This window comes from Geothermobacter ehrlichii (assembly GCF_008124615.1).
GTDB classification, from domain to species: Bacteria; Desulfobacterota; Desulfuromonadia; order Desulfuromonadales; family Geothermobacteraceae; genus Geothermobacter; species Geothermobacter ehrlichii.
On record NZ_VNIB01000019.1, the window covers coordinates 1 to 21801 of the forward strand.

Annotated in this window: 21 protein-coding genes and 4 tRNA genes; 3 read left to right on the top strand and 22 right to left on the bottom strand. The window is 62.0% G+C overall.

What is annotated here, in order from left to right; genetic code table 11:
- Positions 1 to 682: 682 nt before the first annotated feature.
- Together EDC39_RS14505 and tadA are read right to left on the bottom strand one after the other, a co-directional pair.
- A tRNA-Ser gene (locus tag EDC39_RS14505) sits at positions 683 to 770 on the bottom strand.
- Positions 771 to 776: 6 nt separating this feature from the next.
- Positions 777 to 1283, bottom strand: coding sequence for a tRNA adenosine(34) deaminase TadA (gene tadA, locus EDC39_RS14510; protein WP_246140266.1), 507 nt, complete (start codon positions 1281 to 1283; stop codon positions 777 to 779).
- A gap of 172 nt (positions 1284 to 1455) precedes the next feature.
- Here tadA and EDC39_RS14515 point away from each other — a divergent pair, with 172 nt between their 5' ends.
- Positions 1456 to 1674, top strand: coding sequence for a hypothetical protein (locus tag EDC39_RS14515; RefSeq protein WP_148897118.1), 219 nt, complete (start codon positions 1456 to 1458; stop codon positions 1672 to 1674).
- Between the two features lie 66 nt (positions 1675 to 1740).
- Here the strand turns inward: EDC39_RS14515 and EDC39_RS14520 are convergent.
- From EDC39_RS14520 to EDC39_RS14550, 7 genes are all read right to left on the bottom strand, one after another.
- A tRNA-Arg gene (locus EDC39_RS14520) sits at positions 1741 to 1817 on the bottom strand.
- Positions 1818 to 1853: 36 nt separating this feature from the next.
- Positions 1854 to 2363, bottom strand: a complete 510-nt coding sequence (locus tag EDC39_RS14525; RefSeq protein WP_246140267.1) for a DUF2155 domain-containing protein — start codon at positions 2361 to 2363, stop codon at positions 1854 to 1856.
- 228 nt (positions 2364 to 2591) lie between these two features.
- A tRNA-Ser gene (locus tag EDC39_RS14530) sits at positions 2592 to 2681 on the bottom strand.
- A 130-nt stretch (positions 2682 to 2811) separates the two neighbouring features.
- A tRNA-Ser gene (locus EDC39_RS14535) sits at positions 2812 to 2897 on the bottom strand.
- Between the two features lie 13 nt (positions 2898 to 2910).
- Complete coding sequence (gene serS, locus EDC39_RS14540; protein ID WP_148897120.1) at positions 2911 to 4182, bottom strand: serine--tRNA ligase; 1272 nt, start codon at positions 4180 to 4182, stop codon at positions 2911 to 2913.
- Positions 4183 to 4240: 58 nt separating this feature from the next.
- On the bottom strand, positions 4241 to 4831 hold the full coding sequence (locus EDC39_RS14545; RefSeq protein ID WP_148897121.1) for an HD domain-containing protein: 591 nt from the start codon (positions 4829 to 4831) through the stop codon (positions 4241 to 4243).
- 69 nt (positions 4832 to 4900) lie between these two features.
- Positions 4901 to 5773, bottom strand: coding sequence for a DMT family transporter (locus EDC39_RS14550; RefSeq protein ID WP_148897122.1), 873 nt, complete (start codon positions 5771 to 5773; stop codon positions 4901 to 4903).
- Between the two features lie 329 nt (positions 5774 to 6102).
- On the opposite strand from EDC39_RS14550, the gene EDC39_RS14555 reads away from it, so the two are divergent.
- Positions 6103 to 7473, top strand: coding sequence for a class II fumarate hydratase (locus EDC39_RS14555; protein ID WP_148897123.1), 1371 nt, complete (start codon positions 6103 to 6105; stop codon positions 7471 to 7473).
- 44 nt (positions 7474 to 7517) lie between these two features.
- Here EDC39_RS14555 and EDC39_RS14560 read toward each other — a convergent pair whose 3' ends face one another.
- The 7 genes from EDC39_RS14560 to EDC39_RS14590 form a co-directional block, all read right to left on the bottom strand.
- A complete protein-coding gene (locus tag EDC39_RS14560) occupies positions 7518 to 8636 on the bottom strand; it encodes a ribonuclease D (protein ID WP_148897124.1) in 1119 nt (372 codons plus the stop codon).
- Entirely contained in the window at positions 8633 to 9739 is a 1107-nt protein-coding gene (gene mutY, locus EDC39_RS14565; protein WP_148897125.1) for an A/G-specific adenine glycosylase, read from the bottom strand. The genes EDC39_RS14560 and mutY overlap by 4 nt, the downstream gene beginning before the upstream one ends.
- 135 nt (positions 9740 to 9874) lie before the next feature.
- Positions 9875 to 10924 carry a histidinol-phosphate transaminase gene (gene hisC / locus EDC39_RS14570; protein ID WP_148897126.1) on the bottom strand — a complete coding sequence of 350 codons (1050 nt, stop codon included), beginning with the start codon at positions 10922 to 10924 and terminating at the stop codon, positions 9875 to 9877.
- Between the two features lie 96 nt (positions 10925 to 11020).
- The gene (gene mqnC / locus EDC39_RS14575) at positions 11021 to 12085 is read right to left on the bottom strand and encodes a cyclic dehypoxanthinyl futalosine synthase (protein ID WP_148897127.1); all 1065 of its coding nucleotides are present in this window, start codon (positions 12083 to 12085) and stop codon (positions 11021 to 11023) included.
- 94 nt (positions 12086 to 12179) lie between these two features.
- Complete coding sequence (mqnE, locus tag EDC39_RS14580) at positions 12180 to 13244, bottom strand: aminofutalosine synthase MqnE (protein WP_148897128.1); 1065 nt, start codon at positions 13242 to 13244, stop codon at positions 12180 to 12182.
- A gap of 93 nt (positions 13245 to 13337) precedes the next feature.
- Positions 13338 to 13940, bottom strand: coding sequence for a UbiX family flavin prenyltransferase (locus tag EDC39_RS14585; RefSeq protein ID WP_148897129.1), 603 nt, complete (start codon positions 13938 to 13940; stop codon positions 13338 to 13340).
- A gap of 13 nt (positions 13941 to 13953) precedes the next feature.
- Positions 13954 to 14829: a UbiA-like polyprenyltransferase gene (locus EDC39_RS14590; protein ID WP_148897130.1), complete on the bottom strand. Its 876-nt coding sequence runs from the start codon at positions 14827 to 14829 to the stop codon at positions 13954 to 13956.
- 151 nt (positions 14830 to 14980) lie between these two features.
- Here EDC39_RS14590 and EDC39_RS14595 point away from each other — a divergent pair, with 151 nt between their 5' ends.
- Positions 14981 to 15340 carry a hypothetical protein gene (locus EDC39_RS14595; protein WP_148897131.1) on the top strand — a complete coding sequence of 120 codons (360 nt, stop codon included), beginning with the start codon at positions 14981 to 14983 and terminating at the stop codon, positions 15338 to 15340.
- A gap of 85 nt (positions 15341 to 15425) precedes the next feature.
- On the opposite strand, the gene EDC39_RS14600 is transcribed toward EDC39_RS14595, so the two are convergent.
- Genes EDC39_RS14600 through EDC39_RS14625 form a run of 6 tightly spaced genes read right to left on the bottom strand, consistent with a single transcriptional unit; the run spans position 15426 to position 21796 of the window.
- A complete protein-coding gene (locus EDC39_RS14600) occupies positions 15426 to 16886 on the bottom strand; it encodes an NADH-quinone oxidoreductase subunit N (RefSeq protein ID WP_148897132.1) in 1461 nt (486 codons plus the stop codon).
- Between the two features lie 43 nt (positions 16887 to 16929).
- Complete coding sequence (locus EDC39_RS14605) at positions 16930 to 18486, bottom strand: NADH-quinone oxidoreductase subunit M (RefSeq protein ID WP_148897133.1); 1557 nt, start codon at positions 18484 to 18486, stop codon at positions 16930 to 16932.
- 52 nt (positions 18487 to 18538) lie between these two features.
- Complete coding sequence (nuoL, locus tag EDC39_RS14610; protein ID WP_148897134.1) at positions 18539 to 20509, bottom strand: NADH-quinone oxidoreductase subunit L; 1971 nt, start codon at positions 20507 to 20509, stop codon at positions 18539 to 18541.
- Between the two features lie 46 nt (positions 20510 to 20555).
- Positions 20556 to 20858 (bottom strand): NADH-quinone oxidoreductase subunit NuoK, encoded by a 303-nt coding sequence (gene nuoK, locus EDC39_RS14615; RefSeq protein ID WP_148897135.1) that lies wholly within the window; start codon positions 20856 to 20858, stop codon positions 20556 to 20558.
- Positions 20859 to 20881: 23 nt separating this feature from the next.
- Complete coding sequence (locus EDC39_RS14620) at positions 20882 to 21382, bottom strand: NADH-quinone oxidoreductase subunit J family protein (RefSeq protein WP_148897136.1); 501 nt, start codon at positions 21380 to 21382, stop codon at positions 20882 to 20884.
- Between the two features lie 12 nt (positions 21383 to 21394).
- Positions 21395 to 21796 (bottom strand): NuoI/complex I 23 kDa subunit family protein, encoded by a 402-nt coding sequence (locus EDC39_RS14625; RefSeq protein ID WP_148897137.1) that lies wholly within the window; start codon positions 21794 to 21796, stop codon positions 21395 to 21397.
- Between the last annotated feature and the right edge of the window lie 5 nt (positions 21797 to 21801).

Genomic DNA, 21801 nt, shown 5'->3' on the forward strand with positions numbered 1-21801 from the left:
CACGAGTGTACTTCCTTCTCTTCGAAACCATGCCAGTCCTCCTGACGCTGTTGTAGCAGCTTTTCGGACTGTCCACAATTTCGGGGGAAGGTCAATACACTTCCCGGCGGGCAACATGAGGTGTCCCCCATTTTTCAGCCAGCAAGCGCAGGTCGGTCCTTTCCATCTCCAATCCTCCCCGGTATCAACAGAAACATTTCCGCCGCCAAACCCAAAACCGACTGCCAAGTGACATCCCTGGCCGTCCTGCAACATCTTAATGACGACGGGAGCTTTCTGCCTGGTAAATGCAGGAAGAGGGCATGCGCTCGGACCGGAAATTTTGCAAAGAGAGAACAGAAGTCAGGAATTCCTCCATATTTGCCCCCCAGAGGCCGATCTGCCACCCAGTGCACAAAGGGGCGCACCAAAGCCAGATCACGCAAAGACGGAGGCATTCCGGCCTGTTCGTGACGAATCCAGACAACAGCTTAGGCTACCAGAGACGACACTTCGTCAAGCCTTCGCTTACAACTGTCGACCCTCACGCCGTCAGACCATCTTTCCATCAGTCAAACAAATATCAAATTCAGACCTGCGTGAAAAAAAATCTTTCCACCCATCTTTCCACCAAACTCTCATTTTTGCAGAAAATCAAAAAAACAAGGGCCTAGCCAGAATTGGCTAGGCCCTTGTTTTTATTTGGCGGAGGGGGTGGGATTCGAACCCACGGTGCCTTTCGGCACAACAGATTTCGAGTCTGTCACCTTCGACCGCTCGGACACCCCTCCGAACTGTCAGTCCGTCTTTCCTTTCTGCGCCCTGGCGGCCTTCTTCTCCGCACGCAGACGGCGGAAAAAGCCGCTGAGCAGGGAGCTGCACTCCTGTTGGAGCACACCCTCGACCACCTCGACCCGGTGGTTGAACCGGTCGTCCCGATGCAGTTCGTAAATCGAGCCGACTGCTCCGACCCGCGGATCCCGGCAGGCGAAAACCAGCCGCGGAATGCGGGACAGGATGATCGCCCCCATGCACATGACACAGGGTTCCAGAGTCACGTAGAGCGTCGTCTCCAGCAACCGCCAGGAGCCGAGACGTTCCGCCGCCTGGCGGATGACCAGCATCTCGGCGTGCGCCGTCGGATCCTGGTCGCATTCGCGCCGGTTGTGTGCCCTTGCGACAATACTATCGCCCCGGGTGATGACCGCCCCGATCGGAACCTCGCCGATCCCGGCAGCCCGTTCCGCTTCGATCAGGGCCTGCTGCATCATCGCCTGATCGATTTCACTCCATAAAGGCGCCATTCACATCACCCGGACCGCAACTGCGGAGGCTACTTTTAACACGAACCGGCATCCAGAAACAAGCCTCTTCCGTCCCCCTCCGGGGACATGCAGCCCGGCCGTGAAAAACGCTTAAGAAATTCGCCGATCCGTCGAAAAGGGTAGCAACCGCCAAAAAGACCAGGAGGAGAAAATGGCCCGCACACAAGCCAACCAGATCTGCATCGACAAACGGGACCGGGTCACCAACCTGCTGGGGCTCTTCACCCTGCTCGCCCTCGCCGTCTACCTCGGCACCCTGGCGCTGCAAGCACTGAACGGTCCGGACATCATCACCAGCCTCTCCGAGCCGGCCATGTTTGCGCCCTCCGACGCCATCGTCGCCGACCTCGGCCAGCCTTGGCGCCACTGAACCCGGGAAACAGCCAACTCCAAACGAAAAGGGCTACGGATGCAATCCGTAGCCCTTTCTCTTAAGTGGCGCGCCGCGGAAGATTCGAACTCCCGACCTTCTGATCCGTAGTCAGACGCTCTATCCAGCTGAGCTAGCGGCGCAGAGAGAAGCGTTTATCTCCTACTTTCGGCTTCTTGTCAACCCTTTTTTCCTTCCGCCGGGATGTAATCGACCAGACTGAAGGTATAGCGGGGATGTTTGAAGGCGTGGGTGTTCGGATAGAGACTGAAGAGCCAGCCATCGAACACCATCTTGCCGTTCTCCTTGATTTCTACCTGGACAGCCGGATTCCGGGTATCGTTGCTCATCGAAGTCAGCTTCCTGCCGTCCATTACGAAATGGGGCAAAAAGGCGTTGACCTTGAAGGTTATTCCGGCCCCGGGGAGCTCGAAAGAGTGCCCGATGTCGACCGTGTAGACCTCCTCGGTACCCGCATCCTTGTCTCTGACACTGATCTTGACCGCCTTCCAGTGTCCCTTGACCGAATCGGGAACCTCGACCGGCGTGGTGCTCTTGCGCACCTGAACCTCCGTTTTCGCCGGCCTGGCCTCGACTTTGGGCTTCTTCTCTTCCTGCTTGCCGCAACCGCCCAGGCCGAAAGCGGCGAAGACGGTCACGACGAAAATCACGAGACCAGCTCTTTTCACGATCAGGCACCTCGCTGTCACGCAGACATCGTGCCGGAGCCTTTCCCGCCAGCTGCGAGATCCGACTGCGTGATTGAAAATGACAAAGGGGGAAGGATTCGCCCACTTCGTCGCCGCCATCACGGCAACTCCTGCGTCGGCTCCCCTCCGCTCGCTGCCGCCGGCTTTTTGTCCACAGGATACGCTCGCTCCGCTTCGAATCCCTCTTCGGAACTTGCGTGTTGATTGTGGCGGAGAGGGAGGGATTCGAACCCTCGGTACGGTTGCCCGCACAACACCTTAGCAGGGTGCCGCCTTCAGCCGCTCGGCCACCTCTCCGTGTCTACCTAGATCTTTTCGGCAAGCAGGTTAGATAATTAAATGTTTTTCTGCAGAATACGTTTTGTTCACCGGACGCGCTCGCTACGCTCCGAATCCTGCCACGACCGTCCGGTTCCTATTTTGAATGTGGCGGAGGAGGTAGGATTCGAACCCACGGAACTTTCGCTCAACGGTTTTCAAGACCGCCGCCTTAAACCACTCGGCCACTCCTCCGTTGTCGCCGCTCTCAGCTCGAAATCCGCTCCATGCCTCCCATGTAGGGCCTGAGCACTTCCGGAATCACCACTGACCCGTCGGCCTGCTGGTAGTTTTCCAGGATCGCCACCAGGGTCCGCCCGACCGCCAGCCCCGATCCGTTGAGGGTATGCACGAATTCGGGCTTGGCCCCCTTCTGCCGGCGGAAACGGATGCCGGCCCGCCGAGCCTGGAAGTCGGTGAAGGTCGAGCAGGAGGAGATTTCCCGGTAGCAGTCCTGTGCCGGCAGCCAGACCTCGATATCGAAGGTACGGGCGGCGGAAAATCCGATATCCCCGGTGCACAGGTCGACCACCCGGTAGGGAAGCTGCAGCAGCTGCAGCACCTTCTCGGCGTCGGCCAGCAGCTTTTCCAGTTCGGCATCCGAATCTTCCGGCCGCACCAGCTTGACCAGTTCGACCTTGTTGAACTGGTGCTGCCGGATCAGGCCCCTGGTGTCCCGACCATGCGAACCGGCCTCCTTGCGGAAACAGGGGGTATAGGCTGTGTAGCAGAGCGGAAGCTGGTCGCCGTCGAGGATTTCGTCCCGGTGGATGTTGGTCACCGGCACCTCGGCGGTCGGGATCAGGAAAAGATCGACATCTTCAGTATGAAAAAGATCGTCCTCGAACTTGGGGAGCTGTCCCGTCCCCGTCATCGTCGCCCTGTTTACCATAAAGGGTGGCAGGGTTTCAATATAATTGTGCTCGCCGGTGTGCAGGTCGAGCATGAAGTTGATCAGGGCCCGCTCGAGCCGGGCGCCGGCCCCCTTCAGCAGGGAAAAGCGGGCACCGGAAATCTTGCCGGCCCGCTCGAAATCGAGAATGCCGAGTTTCTCGCCGATATCGACATGGTCACGGATTTCGAAGTCGAAACGCCGTGGCGTTCCCCAGCGCCGGACCTCGACATTCTCCTCTTCGGAAGCACCGATCGGCGTTTGCGGATGCGGGATGTTGGGCAGCGTCAGCAGAAAGGCGCGCAGCTCCTCGTCGACCTGGCGCAGCTCCTCGTCGAGCCCCTTGATCCGGGCCGATACCTCTTTCATCCGCGCGATCTCGTCCTGTACCTGGCTCTTGTCACGGGTCTTGCCGATCAGGGCCGAAACCTGGTTGCGCTCGGCCTTGAGCGCCTCGACCTCGGTCAGCAGTCCGCGCCGGCGGCCGTCCAGCTCCTGAAAGACGGAAAGATCGATATCCCCGCCGCGGGTCGCCAGAGCCCTTTCGGCCTCTTCGAGATGTTCACGCAGATAACGGCTGTCCAGCATCGCCAACTCCGGGTGGAAAAGTCAGAACGAGTATATCTAACACCAATCCGGGGGCAGGTCAAGCAGGGTCGTCCTCTCGCCGCCCCCCCCTCACCCACCACTCGTGATCGTCATCGAACCACCAGCGGCTGGAATCGGTCTCCCAGATAACCTCCGCCAACCTGCGCGCCGCACAGGTCCGCAGCCGGTCGCAACAGGAGGGATACCACTGGTCGGCATAGCGGTTGCCGAGGTCCTTGTACTCCTTCAGGGCCAGGATCATTTCCAGCTGGTCGGCGTCGTTGGCCAGCTGCGCCTCGCGCGTCCGTTTTTCGACGAACTCCTGCCACAGCCCCCGGTAGTCTTCCCCGAACGGGAGGGTCCGCGCCAGATCCTCCACCGCCTGCCGCTCGTCGCTGCGAACGTATTTCTTGTGCACGTAGTTCAGATCCCCGGTTCGCGCCTCGGGCAGGTCGTGAAACAGGCACATCTGCACCACCCGGCCGGTGTCGACCCCGCCGTCGAGATGTGCCAGTACATAACCGATCATGGCGGTGCGGAAGCAGTGCTCGGCCACCGACTCGGCCCCGGAACCGAGAAACTGGAAACCGGTACGCGGCGTCCGCTTGAGCATGCCGGTTTCAAAGAGAAAATTCGCCAGATTCTTCATCGCAGACACCCTCCCCGAAAAACGGTCTGCTGCCGTTATAGCACGGCAACAGAGATGACCGGAACGACCTTATCCGAAGCGGATGAGAAAAACCCCGGCCAGAATCATGCAGGCGGCCAGAAACCGGATGCGCCCGCAGGTTTCGCCGAGAAACAGCACGCCGATCAGCACGCCGATCAGCAGGCTGACCTGCCGCAGGGGAACGGCATAGCTCATCGGCGCCAGCTTCAGCCCGAACCTGAAGGTGAGAAAGGAGCTCATCATCACCGGTCCGCTGCAGAGAATGATCAGCCGGTTCCGCCGCCATTCGGCCAGCAGCCTCCCCGGCGCGTCGAACGGCAGGAGCATGAGGGTCAGATAGACAAACATCGACATCACCAGCAGGTAGGTGAAATACAGGGGGGGATAGCCGGAAACGCCCAGCTTGTCGGTCACGGCGCCGACCGAATAGACGAATCCGGCCGCCAGCGCCGCCTGCACCGAGGCATCGCCGAGACGCCGGAAGGGACGCAGCACCTCGTCGAGGGCCAGCCGCCGCAGCTGCACGCAATAGGCCCCGGCTGCGATGCAGACAATGCCGGCCAGACCGACGGCGCTCAGCCGCTCACCGAGAAAGAGAAAGCCCCAGAGCGGGACGTAGAGCATGGCGGTCTGCGACAGAGGATAGGTCAGGGAAAGGTCACCCTCCCGGTAGGCCCGGCCGTTGAAGAGATGATAGGACACGAAGCAGAAACCGCCGGCCAGGGCCAGCAGCAGGGTCCGCCAGTCGGGCACGGGAAAAGGCTGCGGCAGAAACAGCAGGAGCAGGTTGAGCAGGCCGCCGGAACAGAAGAACATCCACCAGATGAAAATCGTCTTGTCGCGGCTCTGCTTGACCAGAAGGTTCCACAGGGCGTGCGCCAGGGCCGACAGCACGATGAGTATGAAGGCGAAGGTCGTCACCGGAGCATTCTAACCGAAGGCCGGTGGAGAGCGAAGCGTTTTTTAGCCAGACTAAAACATGGCGCTTTGACTCCCCCTGCTCTGCTGGTAAGCTGAATCCTGAATCAATGAGCTCATCATCGGCGAATAGCGCAAGTCATTGACCTGCCTGCGGTTTGCAAAAATCACCGGCGAACCTGTGGGTGCGCCCTGGATTTTTGCAAACCGCATTCAAACCAAGCACTTGCACTCTTCATCCGGCATGAACTTGCACTCTTCATCCGGCATGAACTTGCACTCTTCATCCGGCATGAACTCACTGATTCAGGAGAACGAAAAGGAGGAGCCAGATGGAACGCTATCGCACCGAAACCGATTCCATGGGGGCCATGCAGATACCCGCCGACGCACTTTACGGCGCCCAGACCGCCCGCGCCGTCGAAAACTTTCCCGTCTCCGGGTGGCGCCTATCGCGGCCGATGATCCGGGCCCTGGGCCTGATCAAGCAGCAGGCGGCGCTGACCAACGGCGAGCTGGGCCTGCTGCCGGCCGAACTGGCGGCGGCCATCGCCGGGGCCGCCGGCGAGGTGGTGGACGGCCGACACGACGAACACTTTCCCGTCGATATCTTCCAGACCGGATCGGGGACCAGCAGCAACATGAACGCCAACGAGGTCATCGCCAGCCTGGCCGGCCGCCAGCTGGGCCGAAAAGTACATCCCAACGACCATGTCAATCTGGGACAGTCGAGCAACGACGTCTTTCCCACCGCCCTGCACCTGGCGGCGACAGCCGAGGTTCACGACCGGCTGCTGCCCGCCCTGTCGCGACTGCGCGACCGGCTGGCGGCCAAGGCCGACGATTTCGACGACATCGTCAAGCTGGGACGCACCCACCTGCAGGACGCCGTCCCCATCCGGCTCGGCCAGGTCTTCTCCGGCTACGTTCGGCAGCTCGAACTGGGCGTCCGACGCATCCGGCAGGCCACCGAAGGACTGCTCGAACTGCCCCTGGGCGGCACCGCCGTCGGTACCGGCCTCAACACACACCCGGAATTCGCCCCCAGAACCTGCTCTCGCCTGGCCGAGGTCACCGGCCACCCCTTTGTCGAGGCAACCAACCATTTCGAGGCGCAGGCGGCGTGCGACGCCGCCGTGCAGCTGAGCGGCGCCCTGCGGACCTGCGCCGTCAGCCTGTTCAAGATCGCCAACGACATCCGCTTTCTGGCCAGCGGACCACGGGGCGGCTACGGTGAGCTGAAGCTGCCGGCCGTCCAGCCCGGATCATCGATCATGCCCGGCAAGATCAATCCGGTGATGGCCGAAAGCCTGTTGCAGGTCTGCGTCCAGGTGATCGGCTTCGACAGTGCCATCGGCCTGGCCGGCCTGTCGGGCAATTTCGAGCTGAACGTGATGCAGCCCCTGCTGGCACACAACCTGCTCGAGGGCATCCGCCTGCTGGCCAACGCCGCACAGCTGTTCGCCGACCGCTGCGTTGACGGCCTGCAGGCCGACCGCGAACGGTGTGAAGAGATGGTCGAGAAGAGTCTGGCCATGGTCACGGCGCTGGCGCCGGAAATCGGTTACGACCGGGCGGCCGACCTGGCCAAGCAGGCCTTCGCGGAGGGAAAGACCATACGCGAGATCTGCCTGGAAAAGGAGATTCTGCCGGCCGAGCGACTCGAAAGGCTGCTCGATCCGCGACCGCAGACCGGTCCGTAGAAAGGGAGCAGACGGCAGCGGAACCGGCCGTCTGAACGTTGCGGTCAAAGGCAGGCCAGCAGCTCGGCGCCGAGCACCTGCCGTTGCCAGTCGCGCATCCCCTCGATCGCCTGCAGCTCTGTCTCGCGCCGGGGATTGAGGCGGGCCACCGCCTCGAGCAGGCTGTTGTTGATCAGCACCCCGGGGTCGAGCCCGAGGTCCGCCGCCTTCGCCGTCCGCCAGGCCTTGAGCCGGGCCAGTCGCTCCTCCACCCGCGGATCCCGCTCCTGCCGGCCGCGACGCGGAAAACTCGGCAGCCGCTCGACCGGCAGGCTCAGCCCCTCCTCCACGCAGCGCAACAGCTCCCGCCCGTAGCGGTCGATCAGCTTCGGAGACAGCCCCTCCAGGCCGGCCATGGCGCGCAGGGTCCGCGGTGCCGCCGTCGCCACCGACAGCAGGCTCTTGTTGCCGATGATGCGAAACGGCGGCACGTCGCGCCGCCGGGCCCTTTTGTCCCGCCAGCGAAGCAGGGCTTCGAGAATGGCGAGCTGCCGTCTGCCCAGGCGGCCGGCCCCCTTGAAACGCATGAAGAGAGGTCCGTCGCCGTTCTCGAAAGCGACTTCCTGCAGCAGCCGGCATTCCTCCTCGAGCCAGAACAGGCGGTCGAGCTGCCGCAGACGCTCTTCCAGCAGGCCGGCGAGCCAATCCAGAAAGGCGGTGTCGCCGGCGGCGTAGGCGACCATCTCCTCCGGCAGCGGCCGGACGGTCCAGTCGGCTCGCTGGTACTTCTTGTCGATCTCCAGCCCGAAGTACTTGCCGAGCAGGTCCGCCAGGCCGATCTTCTCTTCGCCACAGAACTGCGCCGCCAGCATGCTGTCGAACAGGCCGCGCACCTGCAGGTCGAAATCGCGCCGCAGGCAGCGCAGATCGTAGTCGGCGGCATGAAAGAGCTTGCGGATCGCCGAATCTTCCAGTGGCGCCCGCAACGGCTCCAGGTCGGGCAGCGCCAGGGGATCGACCAGGGCCGTCCGCCCGGCGGCGGTGAACTGCAGCAGGCAGACCTTCTCGGTGTAGTGATGCATGCTGTCGGCCTCGAGGTCGACGGCGATCACCGGCTGCTCGCCGAGAAAGCGGGCGAATTCCCGCAGCTCGCGGGTCGTGTCGATAATCGGTGTCTTGTTCATAGGCTCGCCATGGTGCCAGAATCACCTGCGGGCGTCCAGTCTTTCAAGAGCGCCAGCGCCTTCCTGTGGGCGCCATGCAGCGGATACTCCGGAGAGGCGGCAGGGGCCCAGACAGACGCCTCCCCTTCGGCGATCCGACGATCGGGGCACGCCTCAGCCACAAAAAGGGAGAGCCGCAGACGAAAGTGGGAATAGACATGCCTGACTTCACCGACGGCCGCCACCTCCCCTTTTCCGCCGAGTTCGGTCAGCAGTCGGCGAGCCGCCTGCTCCGCGCTCTCACCGGATAGAGGCTCACAATTCGGGAATTCCCAAAGTCCCGGCAACATGCCCGTAAGCGGACGCCGTCGCAACAGCAACGCCCCGTCCCGGCGCAGCGCCAAAGCCACCTGCCGCCGCAACGGAACCGGTTTGCGGCGGGAGGTAACAGGCAGCTCCCGTTCCAATCCCAGCCTCAAGGCCTGGCAGAGCCCGGCAAGAGGGCAAGCCTGGCATGCCGGCTGTCGCGGCAGACAGACTCCGGCCCCGAGGTCCATGATCGCCTGGGCGTAATCCCCGGGGCGTTCGACGGGAGTCAACACTTCGGCCCATCGCCAGAGTCTCTTTTCCGCGGCACTGGAACGGGCGGGCTGCCGCAGGGCGAAAAGCCGGCAGAGGATCCGCCGCACGTTACCATCAAGAATCGGCGCCGATTTTTCAAAGGCGATGGAGAGGATGGCGCCGGCGGTGGAACGGCCGATTCCCGGCAGGGAAAGAACTTCCTCCATGGTGGCGGGGAAAACACCTCCGAAATCCTCTACCAGACGTACCGCCGCCGCGTGCAGGTTGCGGGCGCGCCGGTAATAGCCGAGTCCGGCCCACAGCTCGATGACCGCCTCCACCGGAGCCGCCGCCAACGATTCGATATCGGGAAAGGAGGCCAGAAATCTTTGGTAGTAGGGGATGACCGCCGCCACCGTCGTCTGCTGCAGCATGATCTCGGAAAGCCAGACATGGTAGGGGTCGCATGTCCGCCGCCAAGGGAGATCACGGCCGGATTCGGCGTACCAGGCCAGCAGACGATCGGCGACTTCGGCGGGGTTGAAGGGGAGAGGTTCGGGCATCAGTTTTCACCACGGAGACACCGAGGACTGCTTGATGGTCAGCACACAATCCCGGTACATTTTCGGACTTCTGGAAAATCTGGCATCAACTTAAGGATTTTCTCCGTGTCTCTGTACCTCCGTGGTGAATGATTCCTACCCGATCTCTGCCAGCGCCGCCAGCACCACGTTCATCTCCGCGTCGGTGCCGATCGAGATGCGCAGTCCGTGAGCGAGCAGCGGATCGGAGAAATGGCGCACCAGGATCCGGCGCGCGAACAGGGCCTCAAAAACCCTCCGGCCGTCGCCGTCGGGCGGCGAGGCGAAGAGAAAATTGGTGTGCGAATCGATCACCGTGTAGCCGAGCCGGCGCAGTTCGGCGGCGACCCGCTCACGGGTGGTGCGGATGCGGCCGACCGTGGCGCGCAGCCAGTTCTGGTCACGCAGCGCCGCTTCGCCCGCCGCCAGCGCCAGCCGGTCGAGATGGTAGTGGTCGCGGATATTGTCGAGCGCCGCGACGATCTCCGGCCGGGCAACGGCCAGCCCGAGCCGCATTCCCGCCAGGGCGTAGCTCTTCGACAGGGTACGGGTGACCACCAGGTTCTCGTGGCGGCGCACCAGCTCGAGGGCGTTGGCGTCGGCAAAGTCGACATAGGCCTCGTCGACCACCAGCAATCCTGTGCAGCGGCTGGCCAGTTCCTCGATGTAGTCGTTGGCGAAAGCAAAACCGAGCGGCGCGTTGGGACTGGTGAGAAAGAAAAGCCGGCCGTCGTAGCGTTGCGGAAAGTCGGCGATGCGAAAATCCTCCGTCAGACCGAAGGTGCGCACCCTGGCTCCCTGGATCGCCGCCAGGGTGGCGTAGTAGGAGTAGGAGGGATGCACGTAGCCGATCTCCTCGCCTTCGGCGGCGCAGGCGCGGATCAGGTTGTTGAGCAGCTCGTCGGAGCCGTTGGCGGCGATCACCCAGGACGGATCGAAACCGTACAGCTCGGCTGCCACCTGCCGCAGCCGGCGGCTGGCCGCGTCCGGATACTGGCGCAGCGCGGCCCCGTCCCCTTCCAGCTCCTCCCGGATCGCCGCCACCACCTGCGGCGACGGCGGATAGGGGTTCTCGTTGGTATTGAGCTTGATCCAGCCTTCTTCCTGCGGCTGGAAGCCGGGCACGTAGCCGGCCATCTCGGCGATGTCTTTGCGAAGATAGGACATATTTGGAAATCCTTCCGGTTCACCACTGAGCCACGGAGGACACAAAGCTTGAATCCCCCTCACCCCTGCCCCCTCCCTCAAGGGAGAAGGGAAATTTCAATACTCTTCCAGAATCTCGTATTCGGTCGTCCGCCGCGCCGGGACGAATCCGGCGTCGCGGGCCAGGGCGATGATCTCCTCCTTCGACATGCGGAAACGGACGCCGGCGGCGGCGACCACGTTCTCCTCCAGCATGGTGCCGCCGAGATCGTTGGCGCCGAAAAAGAGGGACACCTGCGCCATGCGCGCCCCTTGGGTCACCCAGCTGGCCTGGATGTTGTCGATGTTGTCGAGCACCACACGCGACAGGGCCAGCACCTTCAGGTAGGGAACACCACCGAGCTTTTCGCCCCCCAGCTCGGTGTTGTCGGGCTGGAAGGTCCAGGGAATGAAGGCGGTGAAGCCACCGGTGCGGGACTGGATCTCCCGGACGCGAAACAGGTGTTCGACGATGTCCCGCGGCCCTTCGCCGCTGCCGAACATCATGGTGGCGGTGGTACGCATGCCGAGGCGATGGGCGATCTCCATCACTTCGCCCCACTGCCGCCAGCCGATCTTGTTCGGTGAGATCCGCCGGCGAACCTCGTCGACCAGCACCTCGGCCCCGGCACCGGGCAACGACCTCAGTCCCGCCGCCTGCAGCCGTCTCAGGCACTCTTCGACGCTCAGCCCCGACAGCCCGGCGATGTGGACGATCTCGGCCGCCGACAGGGAATGGATCTGCACCTGGGGGAATCTCCGCCGGATCTGCCGGAACAGCTCCTCGAACCAGTCGATCGCAAGCGTGGGGTGCAGCCCGCCCTGCATCAGCAGCTGGGTGCCGCCATGCTCGACCAGTTCCTGCACCTTGGCCAGGATGGCTTCATAGTCGAGCAGGTAGGCATCCTCGGCGCCGGCGTCGCGGAAGAAGGCACAGAAGCGGCATTTCGACTCGCAGACGTTGCTGTAGTTGACGTTGCGATCGACGACAAAGGTGACCCGGTTCTCCGGGTGCTTGCGCCGGCGCACCCCATCGGCCAGCCGGCCGAGCTGCAGCAGTTCGGCCTCGGTCAACAGCCAAAGCGCTTCGTCGCGGTCAATGGGCTCAGCCGAGTCCAGTTTGTTTTCGATCAGTTCAAACATCCAACCATCCGCTTGCGCGGCTCGCTCGAACCACTGAGACATGGAGGCATTCTGAATGCTCTCTTCTCAGTACCTCCGTGACTCCGTGGTGAAATTATTTCAGTTCGTTATACAGCGTATCCCGCTCCACCGGCGTGCGCCCCGCTTCGCGAATCAGCCGCTCGATCCCTTCCCGGCTCATCGCCTGCGGCGAATCGGCGCCGGCATCGTGGCCGATCTTCTCCTCGACCACGGTGCCGTCGAGATCGTTGACTCCAAAACAGAGGGCGGTCTGTGCGATCTTCAGTCCCAGCATCACCCAGTAGGCCTTGACGTGCCGGAAATTGTCCAGGTAGAGCCGGGCGATGGCCAGGGTTTTCAGAGCGTCGACTCCACCTACTCCGCGCGCCCCCGGCACCCGGGTGTTGTCCGGCTGAAAGGCCAGCGGAATGAAGGCCTGAAAGCCGCCGGTGCGATCCTGCAACTCGCGGATCAGCCGCATGTGTTCGACCCGGTCGGCATACGATTCCAGGTGGCCGAACAGCATGGTGGCGTTCGACTTCAGACCGGCACGGTGAGCGGTCTCCGTCACCTCGAGCCAGCGCTCGCCGCTGATCTTCTCCGGACAGATGCGCTCCCGCACCCGCCGCACCAGGATTTCCGCTCCGCCCCCCGGCATGGAGCCGAGACCGGCGCCCTGCAGCTCGGCGATCACCTCCCCGACCGGCAGACCCGAGATGCGGGCGAAGTAATCGATTTCCACCGCCGTGAAGGCCTTGATGTGCAGCCTCGGGTCGACGTCGCGAATGGTCCGCAGCATGTCGAGATAGAAGGCGAACGGCAGTTCTGGATGCAGGCCGCCGACGATGTGGATCTCAGTCGCCCCGGCGGCGCTGGCCTCGCGGACCTTCGCCGCCACCTGTTCGAGAGCCAGGGTGTAGGCCCCCGGCTCACCGTCTTCCTTCGAAAAGGCGCAGAAAGTGCAGCGATTGACGCAGAGATTGGTGTAATTGATGTGCCGGTTGACGTTGAAGTAGACCTTGTCGCCGTTTTTGCGCCGGTTGGCCACCGCCGCCAGCTCGCCAATGGCGAGCAGGTCGTTCGATTCGAACAGGGCGAGGGCCTCGGCATCGGAAATGCGGGTATTTGTCTCTACTTTTTCTTTCAGGGCCTCGAACATATTCTCGATTCCAACAACATTTTCCGCCGAGTCACAGAGCCACGGAGAAAACCAGACAGACCTGAAGTTCCCGGTGCCTACGTAACTCCGCGGTCAGGCCTTCTCTCCCCAGCGTCCGAACAACCGGTGCTCGACTCCCAGCTGATCGAGCACCTTGCCGACGACAAAATCGATCAGGTCGCCGACCGTCTGCGGCTGCTGGTAAAAGCCGGGCATCGCCGGCAGGATGACCGCCCCGGTGCGACAGAGCCGCAGCATGTTTTCCAGGTGGATGGCATTGAGCGGCGTCTCCCTCGGCACCAGGATCAGCTTCTTTCCCTCTTTCAGAACGACATCCGCCGCACGCTCCAGCAGATTGTCAGCCAGCCCGGCGGCGATCCGCCCCAGGCTGCCCATGGAGCAGGGGCAGACGATCATCGCCTGCGGCGCACTGGTGCCGGAAGCGACCGGGGCGAAAAAATCGTCGAGGGCGTACTGGCACAGCCGCGTGTCAGCATCGAAATACTGGCGCAACCTTTCCTGGCTGCGCCCGACGTCAGCCGGCAGCTCGAGTCCGGTCTCCAGTCGGACGACCTTTCTGCCGGCGTCGGTCAGCAGCACGGCCACTTCGTGCCCAGCCGTCAGCAGTTCCCGCACCAACCGCAACCCGTAGGCGGCGCCGGAAGCCCCGGTGATGCCGACCAGCATCCTGCTCATCGTCCGTCTCCTCTCACACCAGCGCATCGGTCAGGGTGAAAAGAAAGATGGTGACGCTGATGTAGCCGTTCATGTTGAAAAAGGCCGCATCGAGCCGCGACAGGTCGTCCGGCCTGACCAGCAGGTGTTCGTAGACCAGCAGCCCGGCGACGATCAGCACGCCAACAAAGTAGATCAGGCCCAGCCCCTCGATGCTGAGCAGGGCAAGCAGCAGCAGGATCATGGTCAGGTGAAACCAGCGCGCCAGGCCAATCGCTTTTTCCGGTCCCAGCTTCACCGGAATCGAGTGCAGCCCCGCCTGCCGGTCGAAATCGAGGTCCTGCAGGGCGTAGAAGATATCGAACCCGGCCACCCAGAAGAGCACCGCCAGTCCCAGCGCCACCACCTGCCAGCCGATATCGCCGCGCAGGGCGATCCAGGCCCCGATGGGCGCCGCCGCCAGACAGACGCCCAGAACAATGTGGGCATAGGCGGTGAACCGCTTGCACCAGGAGTAGAGAAAGAGAAAGAACAGAGCCACCGGCGCCAGCTTCAGGCAGAGCGGGTTGAGCTTCCAGGCAGCCAGCAACAGCAGGGCAAAGGAGAGCAGGACAAAGATCCAGGCCTCGGCCTTGCTGACCCTTCCGGCCGGGATGTGCCGCTGCGCCGTGCGCGGATTGGCGGCGTCGATGCGGGCGTCGATGATCCGGTTCAGCCCCATGGCGCCACTGCGTGCCCCGACCATCGCCAGACAGATCCAGAGGATCTGTCCTGCCGTCGGCGCCTTGCCGCTGGTCAAGGCGGCGATCACCATGCCCATCAGGGCAAAAGGAAAGGCGAACACCGTATGCGAGAACTTGATCATCTCCAGCAGCGCTCGCACCTTGCCGGGAACTGCACTCAGGATCATGGGGTCACTCCAGGGTAGATTCGGAAATCAACAGTTTACACCCAGTTTCGCCGTCGACACAAGGCATGGTAACTCTCCGCACGCGGCAAAACCTGGCAGACGGGATATAATGGAAGCAGATGCTGGCATCAGCGAAGAAAGGGGCAAACTCATGAACGGAAACGAAATTCTGCAGAGCATCAGCGCCAGCCGGACCGAAAACAGCCGGTTCATCCGTTGGTGGCGCAAGGAAAACGACTTTGTCGACTACGAACTGCTGACCGATTTCCTCCATCGCCTGCAGGCAGGTGAAGAGTTCGCCGGTTTCGAACTGCTCGACACCGAGCAGATGTGGGAACTGCTGCAGAAGATCGCCGGCGACCGCGTCCGGCGCGAACTTCGCACCAAGGGGGACTATCTGGTCTGGACCGGGGGGAAGGGCACCGAAAGGGAGACCCTAGAGCTGGTTTTCAGCGACGAAAGCATCATGCACGTCTTCAATGAAGAGACCCGCGACATGACCCTGCACTGAATACCGCCACCCAGGCGACCACGCACACCACGAAAAAAGCCCTCCGCAACGCGGAGGGCTTTTTTTCTTGCGGCAGGCAACCGGCTCAGAACAGAGCCATCTTCGCCATTTCCATGATCTTGCCAGGGACGACACCGAGATAGAGCACGCCGACGATGGCCAGAACGATGGAGATCACGGTACCGACGTTCATATTGACCCAGCCGTAGTCCTCCTGCGGCTCGCGGAAGTACATGTAGACCATGACGCGCAGGTAGTAGTACAGGGAAATGGCCGAGTTGAGCACGCCGAGGATGGCCAGCCAGATGTAACCGGCCTTTACGGCGCCTGCGAAGATGTAGAACTTGCCGGCGAAACCGGCGGTCGGCGGCAGGCCCATCAGGGCGAAGAGGAAGATGGTCATCGCCACGCCGAGGAAGGGCCGCTTGTAACCGAAGCCGGAGAAGCCTTCCAGGGTCAGGTTTTCTTCCCCCTGCTTGCCGGCCAGTACCAGCACGGCGAAGGCGCCGAGGTTCATGAAGGTATAGGCCAGCATGTAGAAGAGGATGCCGGAAATACCGATCGCGTTGGCGGCCACCAGGCCGACCAGGGCGTAGCCAGCGTGGGCGATGGAGGAGTAGGCCAGCATCCGCTTCAGGTTGGTCTGGTAGATGGCGGTGACGTTGCCGATGAACATGGTGAGCACGGCAAGGAACCAGAGCAGGCTGGTCCAGTCGGCCTGCAGTCCGCCCAGACCAAGAATGAAGACCCGCATCAGGGCGGCGAAGGCGGCGGCCTTGGGGCCGGCGCTCATGAATGCGGTGACCGGGGTCGGAGCGCCCTGGTAGACGTCGGGGGTCCACATGTGGAAGGGAACCGCCGCGATCTTGAACAAAAAGCCGATGGCGAGCAGCAGCATGCCGGCAATGGTCATCGGGTTGGCCAGCATCTTGCCGTGCGCCGAAAGGTAGAAGCCGATGTCGGCGACGTTGGTGGTGCCGGCGACGCCGTAGAGCAGTGCGGTGCCGTAAAGCAGGAACCCGGTGGAAAAGGCGCCGAGCAGGAAGTACTTCAGACCCGCCTCGTTTGACCGCAGCTGGCCGCGGAACATGCCGGCCAGGACATAGAGGGAGATCGAGAGAACCTCGAGACCGAGAAAGATGGTCATCAGATCGGTTCCTGAAGCCATCCACATGCCGCCGGCGGTCGTGAACAGAATCAGCGGGTAGAACTCACCGACCGGATAGCCTTCACGATGCAGGTAGTTGTCCGACATCAGCACCGTGAGAAAGGCGGCGATGAGAAAGATGATGTTGAAGAAGGTGGCGAAATTGTCGAGCGCCACGTGCCCGGCGAAACCGAGTTCCGGGTGATTCCAGGCGTTGATGCTCACCACGAAAGTCACCGCCAGGCCGACGAGACTGATCAGCGCAGCCGGGGTGGTCTTGCCCCGCGGCATGAAGACGTTGATCATCAGCAGAAGCATGCCAAAGCAGCAGAGGACCAGCGAGGGCATGATCGCTGCCATGTTGACGTTCTGCAGAGCCATTTGCACCAGATTTTCCATCGAAATGCTCCTTCGGAAGCTTGTTCAACGGCCTCCGCCGTAATTAGTCGACCTTGTGCTGTGCCGGCTGGACGGTTTCGACCACGGCCACCTGCTGCTTGCCCTTGATCTGCCCGATGAGCTGCTCGAGGGCGGGGTTCATCTTCTCGAGGAAGGTGTTGGGATAGACCCCGATCCAGAAAACGAACAGAAGCAGGGGGAGCATGAGGACGACTTCCCGCAGCGACAGATCCTTCAGTTCCTTGTTGGCAGGGTTTTTCAGCTCGCCGAACATCACCCGCTGGAACATCCACAGCATGTAGACCGCGGCGAAGATGACGCCGGTGGCGGCAAAGACGGTGAACCAGCGCAGCTCGCTCTCAAAGGCGCCGATCATGATCATGAACTCGCCGACGAAGCCATTGGTGCCGGGCAGGCCGATGGAGGAGAAGGTCACGATCATGAAGATGGTGGCGAACACCGGCATCTGCTTGGCCAGGCCGCCGAACTCGGCGATCAGGCGGGTGTGGCGGCGCTCGTAGATGAACCCGACGATGAGGAAGAGCGCGCCAGTCGAGATGCCGTGGTTGATCATCTGCATCATGCCGCCGGCCATTCCCTGCAGATTCAGCGCGAAGATGCCGAGCATGACGAAACCGAGGTGGCTGACCGAGGAATAGGCGACCAGGCGCTTGACATCCTCCTGCACCATGGCGACCAGAGCGCCGTAGATGATGCCGACGACGGAGAGGAAGGCGAGCACCGGCAGGCACTGCTGCAGGGCGTCGGGGAAGAGCGGCATGGCGAAGCGCACATAGCCGTAGGTGCCCATCTTCAGCAGGATGGCGGCCAGGATGACCGAACCGGCAGTCGGCGCGTCGGTATGGGCATCAGGCAGCCAGGTGTGCACCGGGAACATCGGCACCTTGATGGCGAAGCTGAAAGCGAAGGCGAGGAAGAGCCAGAGCTGGTACTGCGCCGGGATGTTCACCTGGTAGAAGTGGGTGATGCTGAAGCCCTGGTCGAAGGGCACGCCGCTCTTCTGGGCGAAATAGTAGACGAAGATAATGGCCACCAGCATCAGCAGGGAGCCGACAGCGGTGTAGATGAAGAACTTGATGGCCGAGTAGATGCGCTTGGCGCCGCCCCAGATGCCGATCAGGAAGTACATCGGAATCAGCATCAGCTCCCAGAAGACGTAGAACAGGAAGAGGTCGAGGGAGATGAAGGCGCCGAGCATGGCCGTTTCGAGCAGCAGGAGCAGAGCCATGAAGCCCTTGACGTTCTTCTCCACGGCCTGCCAGGTCGACAGCACGGTGATCGGCATGATGAAGGTCGTCAGCATCACCAGCCAGAGGCTGATGCCGTCGATGCCGACGTTGTAGTTCATCTGGAAGTAGTCACCAATGCTGATCCAGTTGGCGAACTCGGTGTAATGCATGCCACCTGAGGTCTTGAAGACCGGATCGAAGGCCAGGGGCAGGCTGATGAAGAAGGTGATCAGGGTGAAGACCAAGGTCAGTCCCTTGAGGACCGCCTCATTCTCACGCGGGATCAGGAGGACGACGATCATCCCCAGCAGGGGGAAGAAGGTCATCAGGCTCAGAAGATGCTCGGACATGAAACTCGCTCCTTGCGTTGCGCTTTTTCTGTAAACCCCAAAAGCCTGGATATCAGACGATATAGACGGCGACGATGATGACCATGCCGATGACCATGGTCATGGCGTAACCGTGGATCTGGCCGGTCTGCCAGAACCGCAGGGCGCGGCTCAGGCCCTGTACCAGCCAGCCCGTGCCGTTGACGATGCCGTCGATGATCGGCAGGTCGAACCCTTTCCAGCAGTAGCGGCCGAGCCGCTTGGTGGCGTTGACGAACAGGCCGTCATAGAGCTCGTCGACGAACCACTTGTTGAAGATCGCCACGTAGAGCCACTTGAACCGGGCCACCAGCACCGCCGGCAGGCCGGGGTTCTTCACGTACATCAGCCAGGCGAGGAAGATGCCGACCAGGGCCACACCGATGGAGGCGCCCATCAGCGGGAACTCGTAGGCGTGCAGGGCATGCTGGCTGTGGATGCCGAACAGCTCCTGGGTATGCTCGAAGACCGGCGCCAGGAAATGCTCGAAGTGGTTGGCGCCGCCCAGCGCCTTCGGAATGCCTATCCAGCCGCCGACCAGCGCCAGCGCGCCGAGAACGATCAGCGGCAGGGTGATGACGAACGGCGACTCGTGCACGTGGTCCTTGGCCCGGGCATCGGTCCGCTGCTCGCCGAAGAAGGTCATGAAGACCAGGCGGAACATGTAGAAGGCGGTCATGCCGGCGGCGGTGAAGCCGATCAGCCAGAGAATCCAGCCGCCGCGGGTCGAGGAGAAGGCCCACCAGAGGATCTCGTCCTTGGAGAAGAAGCCCGACAGGCCAGGAATGCCGGCGATCGCCAGGGTCGACACAAGGAAGGTCGCGAAGGTAATCGGCATCTTCTTGCGCAGCCCGCCCATGTTCCGCATATCCTGAGGATCGTCATGCAGATGGGCATGATGATAGGCGTGGTGCATGGCGTGGATGACCGAGCCGGAGCCGAGGAAGAGGCAGGCCTTGAAGAAGGCATGGGTCATCAGGTGGAAGATGCCGGCGGAAAAGGCGCCGACGCCCATGGCCAGGAACATGTAGCCGAGCTGGGAGACGGTCGAATAGGCCAGCACACGCTTGATGTCGTTCTGCGCCAGGCCGATGGAGGCGGCGAAGATGGCGGTGGCGGCACCGACGATGGCCACGACCATCATGGTGTCGGGAGCCATGGCGAACAGGGTGTTCATCCGGCCGATCATGTAGACACCGGCGGTGACCATGGTGGCGGCGTGGATCAGGGCCGAAACCGGGGTCGGACCTTCCATGGCGTCCGGAAGCCAGGTGTAGAGCGGAATCTGCGCCGACTTGCCGGTGGCGCCAAGGAAGAAGCAGAGGGTGACGATGGTCACCACCACGCCCCCGGCGGGCAGCAGGTGAGCGTTTTCGGCGATCTTGGTAAACTGCACCGTCCACACGCCATGCTCGCCCAGGGCCCAGAAGAGGGTGAACAGGCCGACCAGAAAACCGAAGTCACCGACACGGTTGACGACGAAGGCCTTCTTGGCGGCGTCGCCGGCGCTCTTCTTCTCGAAGTAGTAGCCGATCAGCAGGTAGGAGCAGAGACCGACACCTTCCCAGCCGACGAACATCACCAGGGCGTTGTTGCCCAGGACCAGCATCAGCATCGAGAAGCAGAAGAGGTTCAGGTAGGAGAAGTAGCGATAGAACCCTTCCTCGCCGTGCATGTAGCCGTTGGAGTAGAGGTGGATCAGGGAACCGACACCGGTCACCACCATGATCATCAGGGCGGAGAGCGGATCGAGCAGGAAGCCCCAGTCAATCTGCAGCTTGCCCGCGCTCATCCACGAGGCGATGATCACTTCATGCACCTTCTGCGGGTCTTCCAGCAGGCGGAAGAAGAGCATGCAGGAGACCACGAACGAAAGACCGATGGCGCCGGTCGCGATCGTTCCGATCACCTTCTCATTCTTGATCTTCTTGCCCAGCAGCCCGTTGATGATGCTGCCGACGAGCGGGAAGAACGGAATGAGCCAAATCAGACTGTAATCTTGCATTGACCTCTATCTCCTCTCGGATCACTGAAAACTGGCGAAATCAGCCCTACCACTTGAGCAGGTTGATGTCATCGACCTCGATGGTCTCCTTGTTGCGGAAGAAGGCAATCATCAGGGCCAGACCGACAGCCGCCTCGGCCGCGGCAACGGCCATGACGAAAAAGACGAAGATCTGGCCGTCCATGTTGCCCAGGTGGCGCGACAGGGCGATGAATGAGAGGTTGACCGCGTTCAGCATCAGCTCGATGCACATGAAGATGACGATGGCGTTACGCCGGGTCAGCACCCCGAAGGTGCCCAGGGAAAACAGAATCGCGCTCAACACCAGATAATGGCCTACGGTTATCATCTCTATCTCCCGTTGGGTTCAGACTAGACTTCTTTTTTCGCCAGGATGACGGCGCCGACGATTGCGACCAGCAGCAGAATCGAGGCGATCTCGAACGGCAGCAGAAAATCGACGAACATCGCCTTGCCGATCAGCTCGGTATGCCCCTGGCGCAGCACCACGTCGCGGGTGATCTCCCCGACCGCCCGGGTCGGCTCGCCCCGCTGGATGAAGAAGACGCTGACCAGAAAGACCAGAGCGCTGCCGATGGTTCCCCAGGCGACGTGGGTCGGCTTCTTGTACGGTTCGACGCCCATGTTCAGGAGCATGATCACGAACAGGATCAGCACCATGATGGCGCCGGCGTAGACCATCACCTGGATGGCGGCCATGAACGGCGCGCTGAGCATCACGTAGAACACGGCCAGGCAGAAGAAGGTGTTGACCAGAGCCAGAGCGCTGTTCACCGGACTCTTGGCCGTCACCACGATCAGGCCCGACAGGACGGCGACCAGGGCCACAAGGTAGAAGAAAAGTACTTGCATGGGTCAACACTCCTATTTCGTATTGAGCAGCCGCTGTTTGTCGAACACGAAATCATCCCGGTGGTAGTTAGCCAGTTCGTAGTTGCCGGTCATCTCGATGGCTTCAACCGGACAGGCCTCGACACAGTAACCACAGAAGATGCAGCGCAGCAGATCGATCTGGTAGACCTTGGGATACTTCTCGCCTTTCTCGTTCTCGGCCGACTCGACAGTGATGCACTTGGCCGGGCAGACCGTCGGACAGAGATAGCAGGCCACGCACTTTTCCCGGTCCTGGGTGGGGACCAGCCGGTGCAGGCCGCGGAAACGTTCCGACGGCTGAAGCTTGACCTTCGGGTACTGCACCGTCGTCGAGTGGCCCGGGAGAAGATGCTTGAACGTGATGCTCAGCCCTTGAATGAACTCTTTAATCATCAGTA